General features: G+C 60.1%; 15 protein-coding genes and 1 rRNA gene. 10 read left to right on the top strand and 6 right to left on the bottom strand.

What is annotated here, in order from left to right:
• Window positions 1–265: 265 nt before the first annotated feature.
• Together FE781_RS15325 and FE781_RS15320 are read right to left on the bottom strand one after the other, a co-directional pair.
• Window positions 266–901, bottom strand: coding sequence for an SdpI family protein (locus FE781_RS15325; RefSeq protein WP_138790496.1), 636 nt, complete (start codon window positions 899–901; stop codon window positions 266–268).
• Complete coding sequence (locus FE781_RS15320; protein ID WP_138790495.1) at window positions 898–1,188, bottom strand: autorepressor SdpR family transcription factor; 291 nt, start codon at window positions 1,186–1,188, stop codon at window positions 898–900. Before FE781_RS15320 ends, FE781_RS15325 begins: the two co-directional genes overlap by 4 nt.
• A 288-nt stretch (window positions 1,189–1,476) precedes the next feature.
• Here FE781_RS15320 and FE781_RS15315 point away from each other — a divergent pair, with 288 nt between their 5' ends.
• The 5 genes from FE781_RS15315 (at window position 1,477) to yidC (ending at window position 9,002) form a co-directional block, all read left to right on the top strand.
• Window positions 1,477–3,819 (top strand): helix-turn-helix domain-containing protein, encoded by a 2,343-nt coding sequence (locus FE781_RS15315; RefSeq protein ID WP_138790494.1) that lies wholly within the window; start codon window positions 1,477–1,479, stop codon window positions 3,817–3,819.
• A gap of 392 nt (window positions 3,820–4,211) precedes the next feature.
• Window positions 4,212–5,174, top strand: a complete 963-nt coding sequence (locus FE781_RS15310) for an ABC transporter permease (protein WP_138790512.1) — start codon at window positions 4,212–4,214, stop codon at window positions 5,172–5,174.
• Window positions 5,175–5,216: 42 nt separating this feature from the next.
• Entirely contained in the window at window positions 5,217–6,089 is an 873-nt protein-coding gene (locus FE781_RS15305) for a carbohydrate ABC transporter permease (protein WP_138790493.1), read from the top strand.
• A 70-nt stretch (window positions 6,090–6,159) separates the two neighbouring features.
• Complete coding sequence (locus tag FE781_RS15300; protein ID WP_138790492.1) at window positions 6,160–7,725, top strand: extracellular solute-binding protein; 1,566 nt, start codon at window positions 6,160–6,162, stop codon at window positions 7,723–7,725.
• 506 nt (window positions 7,726–8,231) lie between these two features.
• On the top strand, window positions 8,232–9,002 hold the full coding sequence (gene yidC, locus FE781_RS15295) for a membrane protein insertase YidC (RefSeq protein ID WP_138790491.1): 771 nt from the start codon (window positions 8,232–8,234) through the stop codon (window positions 9,000–9,002).
• Between the two features lie 98 nt (window positions 9,003–9,100).
• On the opposite strand, the gene uxaC is transcribed toward yidC, so the two are convergent.
• A complete protein-coding gene (gene uxaC / locus FE781_RS15290) occupies window positions 9,101–10,507 on the bottom strand; it encodes a glucuronate isomerase (RefSeq protein ID WP_138790490.1) in 1,407 nt (468 codons plus the stop codon).
• 191 nt (window positions 10,508–10,698) lie between these two features.
• Between uxaC and FE781_RS15285 the strand changes: the two genes are divergently transcribed.
• Window positions 10,699–11,325: a DUF3298 and DUF4163 domain-containing protein gene (locus FE781_RS15285; RefSeq protein WP_138790489.1), complete on the top strand. Its 627-nt coding sequence runs from the start codon at window positions 10,699–10,701 to the stop codon at window positions 11,323–11,325.
• Between the two features lie 155 nt (window positions 11,326–11,480).
• Here FE781_RS15285 and FE781_RS15280 read toward each other — a convergent pair whose 3' ends face one another.
• The 3 genes from FE781_RS15280 to nfsA are packed head-to-tail and all read right to left on the bottom strand — an operon-like array spanning window position 11,481 to window position 14,408.
• Window positions 11,481–12,419: a polysaccharide deacetylase family protein gene (locus tag FE781_RS15280; protein ID WP_138790488.1), complete on the bottom strand. Its 939-nt coding sequence runs from the start codon at window positions 12,417–12,419 to the stop codon at window positions 11,481–11,483.
• A gap of 31 nt (window positions 12,420–12,450) precedes the next feature.
• Window positions 12,451–13,671, bottom strand: a complete 1,221-nt coding sequence (locus tag FE781_RS15275; protein ID WP_138790487.1) for an MFS transporter — start codon at window positions 13,669–13,671, stop codon at window positions 12,451–12,453.
• Entirely contained in the window at window positions 13,668–14,408 is a 741-nt protein-coding gene (nfsA, locus tag FE781_RS15270) for an oxygen-insensitive NADPH nitroreductase (protein ID WP_138790486.1), read from the bottom strand. The genes FE781_RS15275 and nfsA overlap by 4 nt, the downstream gene beginning before the upstream one ends.
• Window positions 14,409–14,625: 217 nt before the next feature.
• Between nfsA and pcrB the strand changes: the two genes are divergently transcribed.
• From pcrB to FE781_RS15250, 4 genes are all read left to right on the top strand, one after another.
• Window positions 14,626–15,330, top strand: coding sequence for a heptaprenylglyceryl phosphate synthase (pcrB, locus tag FE781_RS15265; RefSeq protein WP_379252521.1), 705 nt, complete (start codon window positions 14,626–14,628; stop codon window positions 15,328–15,330).
• 109 nt (window positions 15,331–15,439) lie between these two features.
• Window positions 15,440–17,773 carry a DNA helicase PcrA gene (gene pcrA, locus FE781_RS15260; RefSeq protein ID WP_138790484.1) on the top strand — a complete coding sequence of 778 codons (2,334 nt, stop codon included), beginning with the start codon at window positions 15,440–15,442 and terminating at the stop codon, window positions 17,771–17,773.
• 66 nt (window positions 17,774–17,839) lie between these two features.
• Window positions 17,840–19,861 carry an NAD-dependent DNA ligase LigA gene (ligA, locus tag FE781_RS15255; protein WP_138790511.1) on the top strand — a complete coding sequence of 674 codons (2,022 nt, stop codon included), beginning with the start codon at window positions 17,840–17,842 and terminating at the stop codon, window positions 19,859–19,861.
• Window positions 19,862–20,822: 961 nt separating this feature from the next.
• Window positions 20,823–20,899 (top strand): 16S ribosomal RNA (locus FE781_RS15250); the annotation flags it as partial.

Raw genomic sequence — 20,899 nt, 5'->3', positions numbered from 1 at the left:
TGTTGGTGTCGATGGTGCTTCCGTTAAATTCATCGCTCCATACCAGGTTATATGCCGCGTTCGCCGCAGGGATGGGGAATAACGTTGCCACGAGTGCCAATACCAGAAGTGGGAAGCGCTTCCGCGATTCAAGTGTACCACGAAGGAATAACCATAAAAAAAGGCATAACATCCTAAATTAAGTAAGTTATGCCAAGTATTCTGGGGCGTTTTTGTCGAAGACGGGGGTTGCAGATTCCGAAAATAACGTGAAGCTTTCCCGTTTTTAACCGCGTTTCATTCTGCGCGAGATGAGGGTGGCCGCGACGATCGGGAACAGCGCCGTGATCAGCACGATCGGCAGGAACACGTACGGGATGGCCGAAGATGGCAGCAAGGCGGTGAGCGCCAGCAGGATGCCGCCGGCCACATATAGACGTCCCGACACTTGATGCACCTTGCGCCAGACCGTTTCGTCCGACAGGGTGGACGGGAGCCGGATGCCGAACCGGTTGTTCGGCCGCAGCCGGGGCATATAGTTCCCCATGACGATAAAGGTCAGTCCGACGACCGGTCCGATGACGCGTCCGATGTTGATGTCCAGCCCGTAGCCGAACGCCAGGACAAACCCGTGAAGCAGGAGCAAACCGGCAGTCGTAATCGTCTGGATCTTCTCGAAATCCTTTTGCTGACGGGGATCGTTCCGTTTCGATTCGTATTTGGGAGAGAACATAAACAGCAAGTTAACCGCCAGCATCAGACCCGGCATGAACAGCACCGCAAACCATTTCGACGCATAGTTGTCGGGTTCCCCCTGGATGTTGAAGTGGATGGGAACTTGCTCCGGCAAGTAGGGAGCAACGATCAATCCCGCGATCAGGGCGGCCGCGATCAAATACCATTTGAGCGAGTTCAATTTCATCTGCTGTCATCCTTTCCGGTTTTGTTCGGCTGCTGAAATTCCAGAAACCACTTCATCAGCTCGTGAAACACGGTTGTGTTCAACGAGTAAAAGATATGCTGGCCTTTCCGTTCGTCTCTGACGAGTTCGGCTTGCTTCAGGAGGTTCAGATGGTGGGAGATGCTCGGTTTGGTCATCTGAAAATGGTCGGCGATCTCGCCGGCCGTCATGTCCCGGTCCCGAAGCAGGTCGAGTATCGTGCGCCGAGTCGGATCGGACAGCGCTTTGAACGCTTGATTGATCGACATGGGCTTGGCATCCTTCCTGGAGGCTTGTCGAAATTTAGGGAGTTTAATAATTAGATAATTATCTAAATGTTTAATCTAATGATATTCCATCGTCTGCGGATTGTCAAGGCGGAGATGCCGGGCGGTTACGATACGGCCATCGAGCAGCACGGCGCGCGCTGTTCGGGGACAAGGCAGCGGCGAATCTTGTAAAATATAGCTAATTCCATTTTTAATTGTCAGTGGTCACCGAATCGTCCGATCGTGTAAAATGGAAGGAAACACCACAATTTCAAAGGGGCGATTCCCGTGTCCAAACGGGTCCGAATTGGGCGGGTGGTCCGGATTCCCCGTTATCTGCAACTGCTGCTTCTATTCGGCATCGTTATTGGCGCCGTGCCGGTTTTGGTGCTGGGCGTGTACTCCTATGCAAGCGCAACGGGGGATATCGAGCAGCGCATGGTGGAGGGGAAGCTGCAGCTCCTCTTGCAGACGCAGATGAGAGTCGAGCAGGCGATGAAGACGCTGGAGTCGAGCGCGGTCCAATATGCCAATTCGCCGCAGGTCACGGCCGCGATCAATGACCGGCTGAGCGCGGAGGATTTCGAGCGGGTTCGCAACCTGTATCAAGGGCTTTATAATTTGCAAACGCTTCCAGGAATCACGGACGGCTATTTGATCGGCATTCAGAACGATTGGGCGATGAATTTCGTCTCGTTCCTCCGGCCCGAGCAAGTGCCGTTCTACAAGAGGCTCGGGCAATACGCGTCGCATTCCAGCAACCTGTTCTGGGACATCTCGGTCGATGCCGAGCCCGCGGACGGGGCGGACGTTGACGCCTCGGAAGCGCCGAGAGCGATCCGGATGGTGCACAAGCTGCCCATTCTCCCGTATACGTCGCAGCCGAAGGGCTATCTCGTCATCGAGATGGAGAAGACGCACTTCAGCACGCTGCTGACTTCCGAGAACGGCGAGCTGAACGATATTTACGTATTGGAGCGGAACGGGAGGAGCTTCCTGCCGAACCGCTTGGCCGAAGCGAACAGCGCCGTTAATGCGCGTATTGCGGAGGCGGCGGCGGAATCCGGCGGCAAGCCCGGATTTATAACCGGCCGGGCGGACGGACGCGAGACGGTGTTCACCTACCGCCAGTCGGCCTATAACGGCTGGATCTACGTGTCGGCTTTCTCCATCGGCGAGATATCCGGCCAATCCGGCAAGATCGCCGTTGCCACCGCGGTGGCCTGCGGCATCGTGCTCGTCATCGTCGGGCTGATCGCCGCCGTCGCCAGTCGGAGGATGTATTCGCCGATCAAGCGGCTGATCGAGATGACCGGCTCCGTGTCCGCGCCCGAGGGCGGAAGCCGGGACGAGTTCGTCTCGATCGAGCAGCGGTTCCGGGCGCTGTTCAGCACGGGCGAACAGTTGCAGCGCCAGATGCAGGGGCAGTTCGGGCAGCTTGCGGAGTTTCTGATGCTCAAGCTGTTCGCCGGGCAAGTCTCCGATTCGGAATTCCACTCCCGGGGCCGCATGTTCGGCTTCCCGTCGGGGTGGAGACGGCTCGGCGTGCTCGTCCTCCAGATCGATTCGCTGCAGGACACCCGATACCGCGAGTCGGACCGGGATCTGCTGCTGTTCGCGATCAACAACATCGTCGGCGAGCTGCTGCCGGCGGACCGGCGGTTCAGTCCGGTGCTGCAGGGCGACTCCCAGCTCACGATGATTGCGAGCGAACGGGAGGACGAAGCGGAGCTGCGCGAGGAATTTTTCCGATACGCGGCATCGATTCAGTCGAAAGTCGCCGAACTGCTGCAGATCCCCGTCAGTATCGGCATCAGCCGGCCGTTCAGCCGGCCTTGCGACGCCCGCCGGGCCAGCCGGGAAGGGCTGGAAGCGCTCAAGAGCCGTCTCCATCTAGGACCCGGCATGCTCCTGCATCTGGACGATGTGTCGGCGGGACATTCCGAGGTGGCGGCAGCGGCCTACACCCATCTGCGTTGGAACGAGGATCAACTGGTGCAGGCGCTTAAAGCGGGCGATGCCGCCTCGGCGCTTCAAATCTTCGACGCCTATATGACGGAGATGGCCGAGAGGGGCATAGCCGTGCAGGAATACCCGATTCTGCTCATGCAATTCGTATCCCGCTTGTGCCGCATCGTGCAGGAGCAGGGCGGCTCCGCGCACCGGGTGCTCGGGGGAGGCGTCTCTTACGAGCGCCTGATGAAGCTGGGCACGCCCGCCAGCATCCGGGCGTGGTTCAAGGACGAGCTGCTGGAACCGATCGTGGCGTTCCTCGGCAAGCAGGCCGAGACGCAATACGTCAATATCGCGAATCAGGTCATCAAGCTTGTCGAGGAGCGGTACGACCAGGATCTGACTCTGGAATGGTGCGCGCAGAAGCTGAACTTCCACCCGGTTTATTTGAGCCGCGTCTTCAAGCGGGAGACGGGCAAGACGTTCAGCGAATATTTGGCCGAGTACCGGATGAATCTGGCGAAAACGTGGTTGGATACGACCTCCCTGAAAATATCCGAAATCTCCGAAAAGCTGAATTACTCCAATACGACGGCGTTTATCCGCACCTTCCGCAAGGTGGTCGGAACGACGCCGGGGCAGTACCGGGAACGGAACGGAGCCGTCCAGACGGATTGACCGACGGCTTGCGGCAGGCGGCCGGGTGCTGGCATTGTTGCCGGCGCCAGGTCTTTTTTTGCGGATACGGTGCATTTGGGCCGCTCGGGGGGCGTGACCGTTCTTTAACGGCCGCGAACAGTCGCGCGGAACGGCGATGATCAACCTTGAACCTCGGGACATATGCCGGTTGGATTCGAATGATCGGGTCTTGCGAAGGCGTGCCGCCGTAGTTTCATTCGGATAACGCCAAGGTTAAATCAAGTTAACCCGGGCCGCCGCAGTCCCGCCGATTGAGGGTTAGCGCGAAGGGCCGCATGAAGTTCTAAACGGAGGATAGCTTGCAATGGAAGGTCAACGCATAATGAGGGCAACAACGATGATTGATACGAAGGGAGGTCCCCGCGATGGACATGCAGACGAACGCTGATTCCGGATTCCGGCCGGTTGAGGCCGCCCGGCGTCGCATCCGCAGCCCGATCATTCGCGACTTCTTGAGAGACCGCTGGTTGTATCTGATGGCTCTGCCCGGGATTTTATTTTTCCTCATCTTCAAATATGTCCCGATGTACGGCGTCATCATGGCCTTCCAGGATTTCAAGCCGCACCTCGGCTTCAGCGGCAGCCCGTGGGTGGGCTTCAAGCATTTCGAACGGTTTTTCGGCGAGGACCAATTCTGGATGCTGTTCCGCAATACGTTCCTGCTCGCGATTTATAATCTGATTTTTTTCTTCCCGCTGCCGATCATTCTGGCGCTGATGCTGAACGAATTGAGGTCGGAACGGTTCAAGCGGTTCATCCAGACGTTCGTTTATATCCCGCACTTCGTGTCCTGGGTCGTCGTTGTCGGCATTTTCTACATTCTGTTTACGACCGAAGGCGGAGCGGTCAACGAGCTGTTGTTCAAATTGACGGGCGAGAAGATTCCGTTCCTGCTGGAGCCGGAATGGTTCCGGACAATGATCGTCACCCAGTCGATCTGGAAGGAAGTCGGTTGGGGCACGATCATCTTCCTCGCGGCGCTGGCCGGCGTCGACCTCCAGTTGTACGAGGCGGCGCGCATCGACGGAGCCGGACGCTGGCGGCAGCTATGGCACATCACGCTGCCCGCGATCCGCAGCACAATCGTGATTCTGCTGATATTGCGGCTGGGGAACTTCCTCGATTCGGGCTTCGAGCATATCTTCCTGATGCTGACGGCGACAAACCGCGAGGTCGGCGAAGTGTTCGACACGTACGTCTACGTCAAAGGCTTGACGCAAGCGCAGTTCAGCTACAGCGCCGCGGTCGGACTGTTCAAATCGGTCGTCGGTCTCGTGCTGGTGGTCGTCGCCAACTGGCTGGCCAAGCGATTCGGCGAGGAAGGCGTATACTGACGATTCCGGATCGGCCGGAACGGCGACAAAGGAGGCAGGCAGATGCCATACGACAAAACGTGGGGCAACCGGATCTTCGACGCATTTAACATCACGGTTCTGAGCGTGATCGCGCTGTTGTGCGTCCTCCCGTTTATCTATATTCTGGCGGTTTCGTTTACGGCGCCGCACATCGTGGCCCAGGGCGGGTTCATTCTGTACCCGAAGGAGTTCTCCCTGGCCGCTTACAAGTACATCTTTTCGACCAACACGCTCGTGCGAAGTCTAGGGGTATCGATCTACGTCACGGTGGTCGGCACTCTGATCAATCTGGTGCTGACCTCCCTGCTCGCTTATCCGCTGTCCCGCAAAACGCTGCGGGGCCGCCAACTGATACTGATGGGCGTCCTGTTCACGATGCTGTTCAACGGCGGTCTGATCCCGACCTATTACGTGGTCAAATCGCTGGGCATGATCGACACGCTCTGGTCCCTGATGATCCCGACGGCAATCAGCGCTTTTAATCTGATCGTCCTCAAAAACTTCTTCCAGAACATCCCCGAAGGTCTCGAGGACTCCGCCAAAATCGACGGCTGCAACGACGTCGGCGTACTGTTCCGCATCGTGCTGCCGCTGTCGCTCCCGGCCATCGCCACGTTCGCCCTGTTCTACGCGGTCGATCACTGGAACAAATATTTCAGCGCCATCATGTACATCAACGACAACGAGAAATGGCCGGTTCAGGTGCTGCTGCGCGAGATCGTCATCAACGCCAACAGCCGCGTCGGCGACACCAACATCGAAGAAATGAACATCCAGCCGCTGACCATCAAGATGGCCGTTATCGTCTTCGCGACGCTGCCGATCATGGTCGTATATCCGTTCCTGCAAAAACATTTCGCGAAGGGCGTCATGCTCGGTTCGGTTAAAGGTTGAACGCGGCTTCCCGCCGACGTTCACTTTAATAGCATCACCCCATCCTACAAAAAACAGGAGGTCCGCACGCATGAACAAAAAAGCACGTTTGTCTCTGGCCTGCGGCGTCGTCGTCGGCGCAACGTCCATCCTTGCCGCTTGCGGCTCGGACGATTCGAACCCGGCTTCGTCTGGTTCGCCGTCCCCGTCCGCCGCTCCTTCGTCGACGGCTTCGGCGAAGCCGGCCGATACGACTCCGCTGCAGCTCAGCATCGCCATTACGCAAGTCGGCGACATCCCGGCCAAGGGCAACGAGGTGGAGCAGGCGATCGAAAAGTTCACGAATACGAAGCTGGACATTCAGTGGATTCCGAGCGCGGCGTACGACGAGAAAATCAACGTCATGCTGGCCTCGAACGAAATGCCGAAGCTGGTGAAGCTGAACTACGTGCCGAACGTGTTCAACGCGGTCCAATCCGGCCTGTTCTGGGAGATCGGGCCGCTGCTCAAGGACTATAAAAACTTGAGCGCGCAAAACCCGCAGTTCTACGAGAACATCAAGATCGAAGGCAAAATCTACGGGGTGCCGCTGTTCCGGAACATGGGCCGCGGCGCGATCGTCTACCGCAAGGACTGGATGGATAACCTCAAGCTCCCGTTCCCGAAAACGACGGAAGAATGGTACAACGTATTGAAGGCGCTTACGCTGAACGATCCCGACCAGAACGGCAAAAACGACACGTACGGCATCGTCCTGCACAAAAAGTACAACCAAGGCCAAGCTTCGATGCTGACGCGTTTCGCCGTCGCTCAAGGCGGCATCAACAAATGGGCGGTCGATAATGAAGGCAACTTCACGCCCGAGCACGACACGCCGCAAATGATGGAGGCGCTGAACCTGTTCCGCAGGCTGTACGCGGAGAAGCTGATCAACCAAGACTTTGCGGTGCTCGACACGACCGAAGCGGAGAAGCTGATGGACACGGAGAAGGTCGGAATGCGCTTCGCGGTGGCGACTAACGGCAAGAGCCAGCAGGACCGTCTCTCCAAAGTCAATCCCAACGCCGTCATCGACGTCGCGAACTTCGAAGGCCCGCAAGGCATCCGCATCTCTTCGGAGAACGGCAACAACGGCTTCCTCGCGATTCCGAAGTCGGCGGTCAAAACGGAAGACGAGCTGAAGCGTGTGCTCGGCTTCCTGGACCAACTGATGAGCCCGGAAATGTCGACTCTGCTGCTGCGCGGCATCGAAGGCAAGCATTACGGCAAAACGGCGGACGACCGCACGGAATTTATCGGCGACGGCTTCAACTTGTTCCAGCGCGAAGTCAAGCCTTACCGCGACAACCTGACCGTGCTCGAAGGCTACAACGTCAAGCCGCTCAAAGACGTGCCGATCGGCGAGAAAGGCACGAAGATGGAGGCCGACGGCATCAAATACATCGTCTCCAACCCGGCGCTGACGCTGACTTCCGCTACGTATTCCGAGCGCGGAGCCGAGCTCGACACGCTGATCTGGGATGCCCAGACGAAATATATCATGGGCAAAATCGACGAAGCCGGCTACAAAGCCGAGCTGGAAAAATGGAAGAAAAGCGGCGGCGACAAAATCATGGCCGAATACAAGGAATCGTACCAGAAGTTCATCAAGAAATAAGCGTTGGCCGATCCGGGCGGGACGGGGTATAACCTCCGTCCCGTTTTTTGTTTCCGGACAGACAAGTTGCCGGATCGGGAGAGCGGGTATTATGATGAAAGGAGCAACCCGGCATAAAGACGGGTGCTCGAGGATGAAGCGGGCGCTGTCTTGAAACGTCCTCGTATGTTTGCCGTAATACCGGGATAAAGGCATGGCCGGAGAGGGGGGACAACCTATCGCGGACTTATTGGAATGGCTTCCGGTCGTCGTCTCGCTTGGTTTGTTCTATTCCGTCCTGCTGCGGCCTCTGGCCGTTCCGCTGCCCGGCTCCCGATCCGACGGGGCCCGCGAAGCGGAAGTGCGCTTGCGGCAAGGCGCAGCCGTAACCGGTGCGATCGGCCCGCATCCGCTGCGCAGATGGATAACCAGCGGCGCCAGACGCAAGGAGTCCCCGGAGGACGATGCGGATTGTCTATCCTCCCTGATTCGCATTTCCACACGTTTCATTCAGGGAGGATATCGCAATGAGAAACACGTTACGGCGGCTTGCGGCTTTGCCGCTGCTTCTGCTCCCGGCGGGCTGCGGCATCTCCAGCGAACCGATTAGTGCCGATACGCCGGGACTGTTCGATCACTACGTCATATACCCGTTTTCCTGGACGATCACGAAGCTTGCGGAGATGTTCGGCGGCAGCTACGGGTTCGCGTTGATTGCCGCCACGTTGATCGTCAGGCTGGCGATTATGCCGCTGATGCTGAACCAGAGCAAGAAGCAGGCCGAGATGCAGACGAAGATGGCGGCGATGAAGCCGGAGCTTCAGCGGCTGCAGGAGAAATACAAGGACGCCGGTCCCGAGTCGGGGCAAAAGATGCAGGCCGAGATGCTGGCGTTGTATCAGAAGCATGGCTATAATCCGCTTGCGATCGGCTGCCTGCCGATGCTGCTGCAGATTCCGATCGTATTCGGCTTCTATCACGCCATCCGGAGAACGCCGGAGATCGCCCGGCATACGTTTCTTTGGTTCGATCTGGGCCATCCCGATCTGATCTTGCCTGTGCTGGCCGCCGCCGTGTATTTCGTACAGTTCAAGGTGTCCCAGATCGGCACGGACCCGGAGATGGCGAAGCGGATCGCCTGGATGGGCTGGATCTCGCCCGTGGCGATGGGGCTGTTCTCGTTCGCGGCTCCGGCCGCGCTGCCCCTCTATTGGACGGTCGGCGGACTGTTCTTGATCGTCCAGACGCTGATCGTCAAGCGGCTGTACAAGCCGAAGCCGGTCGAGGCCGAAGCTTGATCCGGCCGCCCCGCAAGGATCCACACGCGAAACGGCGTTCATCCCGGTTTGTGCCAGGGATGAACGCCGTTTCTTGTTCTCATGCCGGAAGGCGATTTTTATTTGAACTCGTTAAAATACCGATTCGCGTTGTTGTACGACACGCCTTGCACGATTTCCCCGAGCAGCTCATAGTCTTCGGGAACCTCGCCGTTCTCGACCCAACCGCCGATCAGATCGCACAGGATGCGGCGGAAATATTCGTGCCGCGTATACGACAGGAAGCTGCGGGAGTCGGTCAGCATGCCGACGAAGCGGCTGAGCAGGCCGAGATCGGCCAGCGCCTTCATCTGCGCGATCATGCCTTCCTTCGTATCGTTAAACCACCAGGCCGAGCCGAATTGAATTTTGCCGGGGATGCCTCCGCCCTGGAAGCAGCCGATCAGCGAGCCGATGACGTGATTTTGCGTCGGGTTGAGCGAGTACAGAATCGTGCGCGGCAGCTTGTTGTCGCGATCCAGCGCGGACAGCAGCTTCGCGAGCGGCTGCGCGATCACGCTGTCGTTGATGCTGTCGAAGCCGGTATCCGGTCCAAGCTCGGCGAACATGCGGGCGTTGTTGTTGCGGGCCGCGTTAATATGGTATTGCATCGCCCAGCCCAGCTCCGCGTACAGTTTGCCAAGGAAGATCAGCGTATACGTCTTGTGCTGCTGCTCTTCGTGGAAGCTGACCGGTTCGCCGCGCAGCGCCTTGGCGAAGATCGCGTCCACTTCCTCGCGGGTCGCTTCGGCGTACGGCACATAGTCCAGCGCGTGATCGGAGACGCGTCCGCCGACGGAATGGAAGAAGCGCACGCGGGATTCGAGAGCGGCCAGGAACGCGCCGTAGCTGTCGATCCGGATGCCGGACACGTCGGCCAGCTTGCCGACCCATTCCAGGAACGTCGGCCGGTTGATCTCCAGTCCTTTGTCGGGCCGGAACGAAGGCAGAACCTTCACGTCGAAGTCCGGCAGCTCTTTGATTTTGATATGGTATTCGAGCGAGTCGGTCGGATCGTCGGTCGTGCAGACGACGCGGACGTTCGATTTGACGATAAGGTCGCGGGCGCCGAAGCCCGGGCTGTTCAGTTGGGCGTTCACCTTTTCCCAGATGGCGGGGGCGTTTTTCTCGTTCAGCAGATCGTATACGCCGAAAAACCGCTGCAGCTCAAGATGCGACCAATGGTAGAGCGGGTTGCCGATCGTCATCGGCACGGTGCGGGCATACGCGAGGAACTTGTCGTAATCGCTTGCATCGCCCGTCACAAATTGCTCTTCCACGCCGTTCGAGCGCATGGCGCGCCATTTGTAATGGTCGCCGTACAGCCAGACTTCGGTGATGTTTTTATACGTCTTGTTTTCGTAAATCTCCTGCGGGCTCAGATGGCAGTGGTAGTCGATAATCGGCATCGGTTTGGCGTACTCGTGGTACAGCTTGACGGCCGTCGGGGTGGACAGCAGGAAGTTTTCGTCCATGAATTTTTTCATCGCTAAGCCTCCGTCATAAGGAATTGTTAACGTGAACAATGAATCTACTTCTATGCTACCCGACCGCGGCTGAAATGACAAGCGGAAACTGTTCCGTCCGATCGGCGTGCATTGCGTCACCCCGGCATTTATCCCGGAATATGCTGATGGGAACAATGGCGACGCCCTTGCGCGTCGAAAGGATGAGCCCGATGGCAACCTACCCGACGCTTCCGGCGGCAATCCGGACCCAAGCGCTGCGCGCTCCCGGCACGGAGATTTATTATCCCGAAGTGGCCGGTCTCTCCAATCCCGCAGCCGAACATGCGATCAACCGCGCCATTCGGCAGGCCGTACAGGCGCTCGCTCGGCGGCAGCAGGAGGTGCAGACCGGCACGAATCCCCAGACGCTTGGTTCATACGAGATCAAGACGAACGAACGGGGCATTCTCAGCTTGACGCTGAGCAATTACACGTATTCCCAGGGGATGGCTCACGGCATGACGTACCTGAAGTCGCTGACGTTCGATACGTCGACGGGCCGGGCGTACGAGCTAAGCGATCTGTTCAAGCCCGGTTCCGGTTATGCGGCGGCCTTGTCGCAGCAGGTGGCCGGGCAAATACAGCAGCGCGGCATTCAGACGCTTCAGCCGTTTACGTCGATCCGGCCGGATCAGGACTATTATCTGGCGGACAAAGCGCTCGTGATCTATTTTCAGTTGTATGAGATTACGCCGTATTACGTGGGTTTCCCGATGTTTCCGATCTCGGTGTACAGTGTGCAGCCGATGGTTGCGGAGGGAGGGCCGCTGGACCGGCTGTCGGCGGATATCGGGTAGAGTGACGCGAATTCGCCGGACGCTGCGTACGCCAAACCAGAAAAGCCCCCATGCGGGGGCTCGGCGTGCGGCCGATCTCGTCTGGAGCCCATTCGCTCCGGCAAGAAGCCTTCAAGACGCTTCCGGGATCGTAACCATCCCCCGTCCCCGGCCGGCTACTCCAAGTAAGCCGGCCGGTCCAGCAGCGCCGCGAGGTCGACCAGCTCGTAGCCGGCCGCTTGCAGGCCTTCGATCAGCGAAGGCAGCGCCTTCGCCGTCACCGCGTTGTCTTTGCCGCTATGCAGGAGAATGATGTCGCCGTTGCGAACGTGATCCAGCACGTTTTGGACGATCGGCTCCGGCTCGGTCTGGGACCAGTCGAGCGAATCGAGCGACCAGAGGGCGATGCCGGACCCGATGGATGCGGCGGCCTGAACGACGCGCTCGTCCGTCTCGCCGTAAGGAGGACGGAGCCAGGCTGGCTCGCGGCCGATCGCTCGCTTGATCTCGGCAGCCGCGTCCCGGAGGCTGGCCTTGACCTCGTCTTCGCCGGCCTTGGTCAGTTCGACGTGCCGGTCAGCGTGGCTGAGCACGAGATGACCGTCGTCGGCGAGTTTTTTGGCGACGTCGGGATATTGCCGCACGTACTCCCCGATCAGGAAGAAGCTGCCCTTCACCCCGTACCGGTCCAGCGTCTCCTTGACGCTTAACGTGTTGCGGTCGTCAGGGCCGTCGTCGAACGTAAGCGCCACGCGCGGCCGGTCCGGGCCGTTCAGCACGACGCGGTCGGGATGCTCCTTCGAAAACTCCGCGATCCGCTTCCGCCAGGACAGCATGTTGGTCCAGGCTTTGCCGGTGATCGCGGCGGACGATCCGACGATCGGCAGCCGGTAATCCGGCGTCGGAGACGGCTTCGCCGGCGGACGGGGCGTATCGGAAGCGGAGGACGTCGGCGTCTGGGCGGGGGAGCCGGGTACCGGAACATCCGCCGGCGGCAACGAGGGACGAGCGGGAGAGGGCGCGGACGATCCGGGCGAGCGCGTCGACAAACAAGCCGGTGCGCATACGGCAACAAGAGCGGCGGTCAGCAAGGCGGAGATCGGACGGCGGAGCATGATGCGGCCTCCTTCGGGTTGGCTTTTCGATTTATTCTATAGACGATGCACGAGTGCCCGGGGATCGTTCGTATCCGTCCGCTTGCTCGAGCCGCCGGCCGGCCGCCATCATCGCCGCCGCGCACAGGAGCATCGCCCCGGCAAGCGCGACGAACAACCCCAACGCCCAAGCCGCTCCGGCTTGGTCCATGATCGACCCGCTCAGCCTCGGGAACAGGGCTCCTCCCACGCCGCCGAACGCCACCAGCAGACTGGTCGTCCGGTCGGTCATGCCGGCGAGCACCCGATTGGCGTAGACGAGCCCGACGGCGAATACGCCGGACCATGCCAATCCGTTTATCCCTGTCCACATGAGGCTCCAGGCCGCCCCTTCCGCGACCCGGATCAGCAGCAGCGAGAAAAAGCCGCCGGCGGTGGCGAAGACCAGATAACGGACATACCCGATCCGTTCGGCCAGGCGTCCCGCGAACAATCGGCCGACAACCATCGTGCCCCAGAACAGGCTCATGCCCGCCGCTGCGAAAGCTTCCTCCATCGAAGCCCGTTCCATGAGAATCGACGGCAAGTAGTTGGAGAAGCTCATCTCCATGCCGACATAAAAGAGAAAGTACAGGATCGCCAACATCAAAAAAGGAAGCTGGCCGGGCCGGTAGCGGCCCCCGTTCCGGGCCGCCGCCTCCGCATCCCCTGGGGATGCGGGCGAAGATTCGGCCTTCGGCGCAAGCTTCCATAAAATCAGAGACGCCAAGGCGGAGACGGCGATCAGCGGGAACCCGAGGCGCCAACTGCCGAATCGGATCAGCAGCGCCGCGGCGGCGGGCATCAGCAGGGCGCCGACGCCGAAAAACGTCTCGACAAGCGTCATCGCCGATGCTTTGCGCTCCCGGATCGAATCGATCACAAGGGCGCCGATCACCGCCTCCGTCAGCCCGAAGCCGAAGCCCGCGACGGGCGCGATGGCGAGCATCCACCCCCAGGGCGGCAGTGCCGTGTAGACGGCCTCCGTTGCCGCCAGCGCGCCGAGGGCGAGCAAGATGGCCCCGCGTCTGCCGAGCCGGCCGGACAGCCAGGGACCGGCGAGCACTCCGGCCAGAAAGCCGAGAAACTGGTTCATGATGAACTGCCCGCCGTCCGAGTAGTCCAGGGCATAAGCGTCCATCATCGGCTCCAGCACCGCCCCCGCGACGACATGGGCCATGCCGATGACGAGGTAGGACAGGCTGGCGAGGAAGATGAGGCGGCGATCCGTCATCGCCTTCCCAGCCCTTGTCCGTTCAGGTATTCCTTCATATGCAGCCGTTCCGGCGAGGACAGCTTGGCCCGCATTTGTTCCGTCCAGGAGGACGCGACCCGTCCGTCGGTGCGCTCGCTCATATAGGCGCTGTACTCGGCGTCGTACCGCTGCAGGGCCGGATCGTCCGGGGCGATGTCGCGGTAACGCTCCTCGTGATAGACCAGCTCGACGGGCAGCCGGGGGCGCTTCATGGGCGCTTGGTCCGGGTAGCCGACGCACATGCCGAACAGCGGAACCGTATGAACCGGCAGCTCCAGCACCCGGCCGACCTCGGCGATCCGATTGCGGAGGCTGCCGATGTAGACGATGCCCAGCCCGAGAGACTCCGCGGCGACGGCCGCGTTCTGCGCGGCGAGCGAGGCGTCCACGACGGCAACGAGCAGGTTCTCCGTCGTATCCGCGGACGAGTCGGCTCCCTGCGCCTTGCAGATGCGGTCCAGTCTGCGCAGATCCGCGCACCAGACGAGCAGCAGCGGGCAGGAGGCGACGTAGGCTTGGCCGCCGCACCATTCGGCGAACTGCGCTTTCACCTTCGGATCGGTGACGCCGATGACGCTGTAGGCTTGCATGTGGCTGGACGACGACGCCATTTGGGCGCAGGCCAATATTTCCCGAAGGTGCTCCGGTTTGACGGGATCGGGTTTGTATTTGCGGATGGAACGGTGGCGTTTCAATAATTCGATGGTTTCGTTCATGGGATGTTCCCCTCCGATTGGGATGTTATGGTCAAGGTTATCAAGGTTTGCCGGGGATCGCAAGACGGCGCTGCGCCGTTCTGCTTTTTCCGGGGATGCAGGTATGGACGCGCCGAGGAATCAATTGGTTCCCCGGCCAAATTGACACTCTCTCCGTGCGTTCTGTAGACTGGATACAGAACAGCCGGACTGGCCGGCGAAAGGATGCATGGAGACGATGAATGCGGGATTTCGCGAGTGGCGGCACGTGTTCAAGCTGGACCCGGAACGGCCGATCGGCGACGAGGACCTGGAACGTCTGTGCCTGTCGGGAACGGATGCCATTCTCGTAGGGGGCAGCACGGGCGTCACGGAGGAGAATACAATCGATTTGCTGTCGCGCGTTCGCCGTTTTGCGGTCGACTGCGCGCTTGAGGTGTCCGATCCGGGCGCGATCGTGCCGGGATTCGACCATTATTTGATCCCGATGGTGCTGAACGCTTCGTCGGCCGAGTGGATCACGCGCAAGCATCAGCGGGCGATCCGCGCGTACGCGCCGCTGATCGATTGGCGCGAGGTGGCCGGAGAAGGGTATGTCGTGCTTAATCCGGATTCGGCCGTGGCCAGGTTGACCGGCGCCGATACGGAGATGGACGGAGACGATCTGGCGGCGTATGCCGATCTGGCGGAGAAGCTGCTGTCGCTTCCGATTTTTTACGTGGAATACAGCGGGACGTTCGGCGACATGGAGGCGGTCCGACAGGCGGCGGCCCGGCTTTCCCGGACCCGTCTGTTTTACGGCGGCGGCATCGACGGTCCGGAGCGGGCGGCCCAGGCCGCGGCGGTCGCGGACACGGTCGTGGTGGGCAACATCATTTACGCGAATCTTGAGGCGGCCTTGTCGACGGTCGCGGCGGTTAAACCGGAAGCGTCTCTCAGGTGAGACGGTTCTTGTCACCCTGCGGCGAATATGGCATGATAGCAGGAGAACATACGTTCCGAATGCCGGGTATGGGGAATCCCTTCCGCAGCGGAACGGAGGAGAGTACGGAATGAACGATTTAAAACAATGGCAAGAGCAACTGGCGAAGCTGAATCCGGAGCAGCGGCGCGCGGTCGAGACGACGAACGGCCCTCTGCTGATCCTGGCGGGGGCGGGCAGCGGCAAGACGCGGGTGCTGACGCACCGGATCGCGCATCTGATCGCGACCAGGCAGGCGGCCCCGTGGAGCATTCTTGCGATTACGTTCACGAACAAGGCGGCCCGGGAGATGCAGGAGCGCGTCGAGCAGTTGGTCGGTCCGTCCGCCCGGGACATCTGGGTGTCGACGTTTCACTCGATGTGCGTCCGCATTTTGCGCAGGGATATTTCCCGGCTCGGGTATTCGTCCAACTTCACGATCCTCGATTCGGCGGATCAGTTGTCGGTCGTGCGGAGCTGCATGAAGGACTTGAACCTGGACACGAAGAAGTTCGAGCCGAAGGCGATTCAGGCGGCGATCAGCTCGGCCAAAAACGAACTGAAGTCCGCGGAGCGGTTCGAGCAGATGGCGATCGACTATTACGACACCGTCGCGGCCAGGGTCTACAAGGCGTATCAGAAAAAGCTGATGAGCAACAACTCCCTCGACTTCGACGATCTGATCATGCAGACGATCGAGCTGTTCAACCGGGAGCCCGAGGTGCTGGAGTATTATCAGAACAAGTTCCGCTATCTGCACGTGGACGAGTATCAAGATACGAACCGCGCGCAGTACATGCTGTGCCGGATGCTGGCGGAACGCTCGCGCAACATCTGCGTCGTCGGCGACAGCGACCAGTCGATCTACCGCTGGCGCGGAGCCGACATCACGAACATTCTGAATTTCGAAAAGGACTATCCCGAAGCGGTGACCATTCTGCTGGAGCAGAACTACCGCTCGACCGGCAACATCCTTGAGGCGGCGAACCGGGTCATCGCCAACAATACGGGGCGCAAGCCGAAGAAGCTGTGGACCGATCGCGGGCCCGGCGAGAAAATCCGCGTCTACGAAGCGGATTCCGAGCACGGGGAAGGGTACTATATCGCGGGGCGAATCCTGGAGAACAAGAGAAACGGCATGCGCTTCAGCGATCATGCGATTTTGTACCGGACGAACGCCCAGTCGCGGGTAATCGAGGAAATCTTGATCAAATCGGACGTGCCCTACCAGATCGTCGGCGGCATCCGGTTCTACGAGCGCAAGGAAATCAAGGATATGCTGGCGTATTTGCGCCTCATCTCGAACCCGGACGACGACATCAGCTTCCAGCGCATCGTCAATGTGCCCAAGCGCGGCATCGGCGACACGACGGTGGAGAAGCTGGTGGAGGCGGCGGCGGCGCGCGGCGGGGTGTCGCTGTTCTCCCTGCTGGACGAGCTCGACCTGATCGACATTACGCCGAGGGCGCGTTCGGCATTGGTCGAATTCCGCGAGCTGATCCGCAACCTGCACGCGATGGTGGACTACTTGTCCGTCACCGAGCTGACCGAGCAGATGCTCGACCGCACCCAGTATAAGCTGGAGCTGCAGCGGGAAAATACGATCGAATCCAGGTCGCGCCTGGAGAATATCGAGGAGTTTCTGTCGGTGACGCTGGATTTCGAGCGGCGCAACGAAGACAAGTCGCTGGTGGCGTTTCTGACCGATCTGGCTCTGATCTCCGATATTGACACGTTGGGAGAGGAGGATGGCGGGGGCGGCGATTCCCAGGACGCGGTTGTGCTGATGACGCTGCACAGCGCCAAGGGGCTGGAGTTCCCGGTCGTATTCATTGCGGGCATGGAAGAGAATATTTTCCCGCACAGCCGCGTCGCCCAGGACGACGGGGAACTGGAGGAGGAACGGCGGCTGGCGTATGTCGGCATTACGCGGGCGGAGCGGCAGCTATACCTGACGCGTGCGCAGTACCGTACGCTGTTCGGCCGGCCGGCCAACAATCCCCCGTCGCGGTTTCTCGCCGAGATTCCGGAGCATCTGATCGAGGTCGAGAACGGGGGGCGCGGCTTCGGCCTGAGGGGCGGCTTCGGCGGCTCGACGCTCTCCTCCGGCTACGGATCGGCTCCCCGCAGCCGGTTCGGCTCGTCCGCCGGCTCCGGTTCGGGCAGCTTCGGCTCGGCTTCGGCCGGAGCGGGACGGACGGGCGCGATGCCGGCGGGCGGCGTAACCAAACACGTCGGGTTGTCGGAACGGCCCGTCGATTCGTTCAGCGTTGGGGATAAGGTGTCGCACGGCAAATGGGGCGTCGGCACCGTCGTTGCCGTGAAGGGCTCCGGCGAGGATACCGAGTTGCAGATCGCGTTCCCCGCGCCCACGGGCATCAAGAGATTGCTTGCGAAGTTTGCGCCGATCACGAAGGCAGAATGATTAGGAGTCCAACTCTCCCGAACGGAAAGGATGTATCCGGTGGCTATCGAGCAAGCCTTAAACGAGATGCGTGAGCTGATCGACCAATTGAACTACCATAATTACTTGTACTACACGCTCGACAATCCGCAGATCAGCGATGCCGAATACGACCGGCTGTACGATCGTCTTGTGGCGCTGGAGGCCGAGACGGGCGTCACGATGCCCGATTCGCCGACCCGGCGCGTCGGCGGGGAGCTGCTGAAGGGGTTTGACCAGCACCGGCACCTGGCGCGGCTGTGGAGCCTGGACAAAGCGCAGAGCGAGGAGGATTTGCGCGCGTGGCTGGCCCGGGTGGAGCGGCTGGTGGCCGACTACAACGCCAAGCATCCGGACGAGGAGCCGCTGCCGCCGGTGCGTTTCGCCGTGGAGCTCAAGTTCGACGGACTGTCCCTGAACCTCACGTACCGGGACGGAGAACTCGTTCAGGCCGCGACTCGCGGCAACGGCGTCGTCGGCGAGGCGATCCTGCCTCAGGTGCGGACGATCCGTTCGATTCCGCTGCGCATTCCTTTTACCGGGGGCACGATCGAGGTTCAGGGCGAGGCGTTTATGTATTTGTCCGTGCTGGAGGCTTATAACCGGACGGCCGCCGAGCCGCTGAAAAACGCCCGCAACGCGGCCGCCGGGGCGCTGCGCAACCTGAACCCCCAAGTGACCGCCGAGCGCAAGCTGGACGCCTTCTTCTACAACGTAGGCTACGCCGAGGGCGTCTCGTTCGCCGATCACGAGGACATGCTGCAATTTCTGAGGGATAACCGGTTGAAGGTGAACCCGAATGTCCGGTTCTTCGATTCGATCGAAGACGTGTTGGCCGAACTGCAATCGCTGGAACGCCGCCGCTCGGAATTCGACTATCTGATCGACGGCGCCGTCGTGAAGGTGACGGATATGCGCACGCGCGAAGCGCTCGGCTATACGGACAAGTTCCCGCGCTGGGCGGTCGCGTATAAGTTCGAAGCGGAAGAAGCGACGACGATTCTGAAAGAAGTGAATTGGGGAGTCGGCCGGACGGGCAAGCTGACTCCGGTGGCGACCGTCGAGCCGGTCGAGCTGGCGGGTGTGACGGTCCAGCAGTGTACGCTCAACAATCTGGGCGACATCGAACGGAAAGGGTTGAAGCACGCGCTGGGCACGCGGATCTATATCCGCCGCTCGAACGACGTCATCCCGGAAATATTGGGCAAGGTGACGGACGAGCAGGACGGCGGCGAGATTCCGGTGCCGGAGACATGCCCTGCCTGCGGAAGCCCGCTGGAGTGGCGCGGCGCGCATCTGTACTGCCCGAACCGTCTCGGCTGCAAGCCGCAGTTGATCGGGCGCATCACGCATTTCGCCAGCCGCGACGCGATGGATATCGAGACGTTCAGCGTGGCGACGGCCGAGCAGTTGTACGACGAACGCGGCCTGCGGGACCCGGCCGACCTGTACGAGTTGACGATGGAGCAGCTAATCGGATTGGAACGGTTCGGGGAGAAAAAAGCCCGCAATCTGCTGGACGCCATCGAGAAAAGCAAACATCGCGATCTGGCTTCGTTCCTGTATGCGCTGGGTATTCCCAATACGGGCAAGACGACGACGAAGGAGCTTGCCGATCATTTCGGCACGCTGGACGCGGTGATGGCGGCGGAGCGCGAGCAATTGCTGGCGATTCCGGATATCGGGGAGATCGTCGCGGATAGCATCGTGACGTTTTTCCGCGACCCGGTCATGCTCGACAGCATCGCCCGCATGCGCTCGCACGGCGTGGAACCGCACGCGGCCGAACGCAAGGCCGTGCCGGCGTCGGGATATTTCGCGGGCAAAACCGTCGTGCTGACGGGCACGCTGTCGTCGATGACCCGGGACGAGGCCGGCAAACGCCTTGAAGCGCTCGGGGCCAAAATCGCGGGAAGCGTGTCGAAGAAGACGCATCTCGTGATCGCGGGCGAGAACGCGGGCAGCAAGCTGGCGAAAGCGCGCGATCTCGGCATCGAGATCATCGAGGACGAAGCGGCGTTCTTACGGTTGTTGGAGCAGGAGGAAGCGGGGGCTTCGGCTTCCGATTAAGGCGGTTTGTCTCACAAGGAAGTTGGAAGGTGTATAAAGGAATGGCGGTGTATGGGTTGCCATGCATCGCCTTTCTTTGCTTCCAGCCGAGGACCGCTGGCTGCAAGCAAGCGACCGGCAAGCGAAAATCGCCCGGCTTCCAAGTTCGCCGCGGCAGCCGCAGCAAACCGTCTAAAGCCGCCGAAAAGCGCCGAAAACCGCGCAGACGAAAACGCCGGAATCGCACCGGCCTTCGCGCCTCGCCGACCCTTTCGCGGAATCCCGGCCATTATTTTGGTGGAAATACCGGCTCCTGCTATGGCGGTTGCGACTCGGCTCCCTGTCCAATTGCCAGCCGGAGAGAGGCGCAACGATAGTTTTTATCGCTATTGCCCCAAATTCGCTGCTCTCCGTCGGGTATAGCGGTACTAAATATCGTTACAGGCCCGATTTTCCTGGCTTTTGAACCGGCTGCTCGGTGATCGTGCTATGTTTTACCGCTAACCGAATACGAAAGGGGCGGTACAGCGGCGTTAATGATATTTTGTATCAGATACGGCCCCATCCAGCGAAAACGGCGACTCCTGCGATCCCGCGTGAAGCGGATCTGCAAGATCGCGCAGCCCGTTTGGAAGCGTAAATGCAGGCGGTCGGCATTTTGAATCACAAGGCACACTCCTTGGCTTGGGCTTTGAAAAAAAACTTTAAAAAAGACTTGCAATGCCTCTGCGAATTATGCTATATTACTCTTTGCCGCTTCCGGCAAGCGCGAAATTTGATCGAAACGGTCGAAAAAAAGTGCTTGCAATGATGAGGCGAATGTGATAAAATTAGTTCTTGTCGCCGGACGAGATGATCGCCCGGATGACTTGAAGAGGTTCCTTGAAAACTGAACAAGTGCGAAGCGTCAATCGATCTCGCGAGAGATCAACGACTGAAAAGTCAGCAATGAGCTATGGAGCTCATCCAGATAAGCAACACCTTTTTGGAGAGTTTGATCCTGGCTCAGGACGAACGCTGGCGGCGTGCCTAATACATGCAAGTCGAGCGGACTGTGCC

This window comes from Paenibacillus thermoaerophilus (assembly GCF_005938195.1).
GTDB lineage: Bacteria > Bacillota > Bacilli > Paenibacillales > Reconciliibacillaceae > Paenibacillus_W > Paenibacillus_W thermoaerophilus.
Note: the sequence above shows the minus strand (reverse complement) of the source record. Positions and strands in the feature narration are given on the sequence as shown.

Bases quoted from the DNA above. Each gene is read 5' to 3' on its own strand.
- FE781_RS15305 (WP_138790493.1), top strand. From the start codon at position 5,217: ATGCCATACGACAAAACGTGGGGCAACCGGATCTTCGACGCATTTAAC.
- uxaC (WP_138790490.1), bottom strand. From the start codon at position 10,507: ATGAAAAAATTCATGGACGAAAACTTCCTGCTGTCCACCCCGACGGCC.
- FE781_RS15320 (WP_138790495.1), bottom strand. From the start codon at position 1,188: ATGTCGATCAATCAAGCGTTCAAAGCGCTGTCCGATCCGACTCGGCGC.
- FE781_RS15285 (WP_138790489.1), top strand. From the start codon at position 10,699: ATGGCAACCTACCCGACGCTTCCGGCGGCAATCCGGACCCAAGCGCTG.
- ligA (WP_138790511.1), top strand. From the start codon at position 17,840: ATGCGTGAGCTGATCGACCAATTGAACTACCATAATTACTTGTACTAC.
- pcrB (WP_379252521.1), top strand. From the start codon at position 14,626: ATGAATGCGGGATTTCGCGAGTGGCGGCACGTGTTCAAGCTGGACCCG.
- pcrA (WP_138790484.1), top strand. From the start codon at position 15,440: ATGAACGATTTAAAACAATGGCAAGAGCAACTGGCGAAGCTGAATCCG.
- FE781_RS15310 (WP_138790512.1), top strand. From the start codon at position 4,212: ATGCAGACGAACGCTGATTCCGGATTCCGGCCGGTTGAGGCCGCCCGG.
- FE781_RS15275 (WP_138790487.1), bottom strand. From the start codon at position 13,671: ATGACGGATCGCCGCCTCATCTTCCTCGCCAGCCTGTCCTACCTCGTC.
- FE781_RS15300 (WP_138790492.1), top strand. From the start codon at position 6,160: ATGAACAAAAAAGCACGTTTGTCTCTGGCCTGCGGCGTCGTCGTCGGC.
- yidC (WP_138790491.1), top strand. From the start codon at position 8,232: ATGAGAAACACGTTACGGCGGCTTGCGGCTTTGCCGCTGCTTCTGCTC.
- nfsA (WP_138790486.1), bottom strand. From the start codon at position 14,408: ATGAACGAAACCATCGAATTATTGAAACGCCACCGTTCCATCCGCAAA.
- FE781_RS15280 (WP_138790488.1), bottom strand. From the start codon at position 12,419: ATGCTCCGCCGTCCGATCTCCGCCTTGCTGACCGCCGCTCTTGTTGCC.
- FE781_RS15325 (WP_138790496.1), bottom strand. From the start codon at position 901: ATGAAATTGAACTCGCTCAAATGGTATTTGATCGCGGCCGCCCTGATC.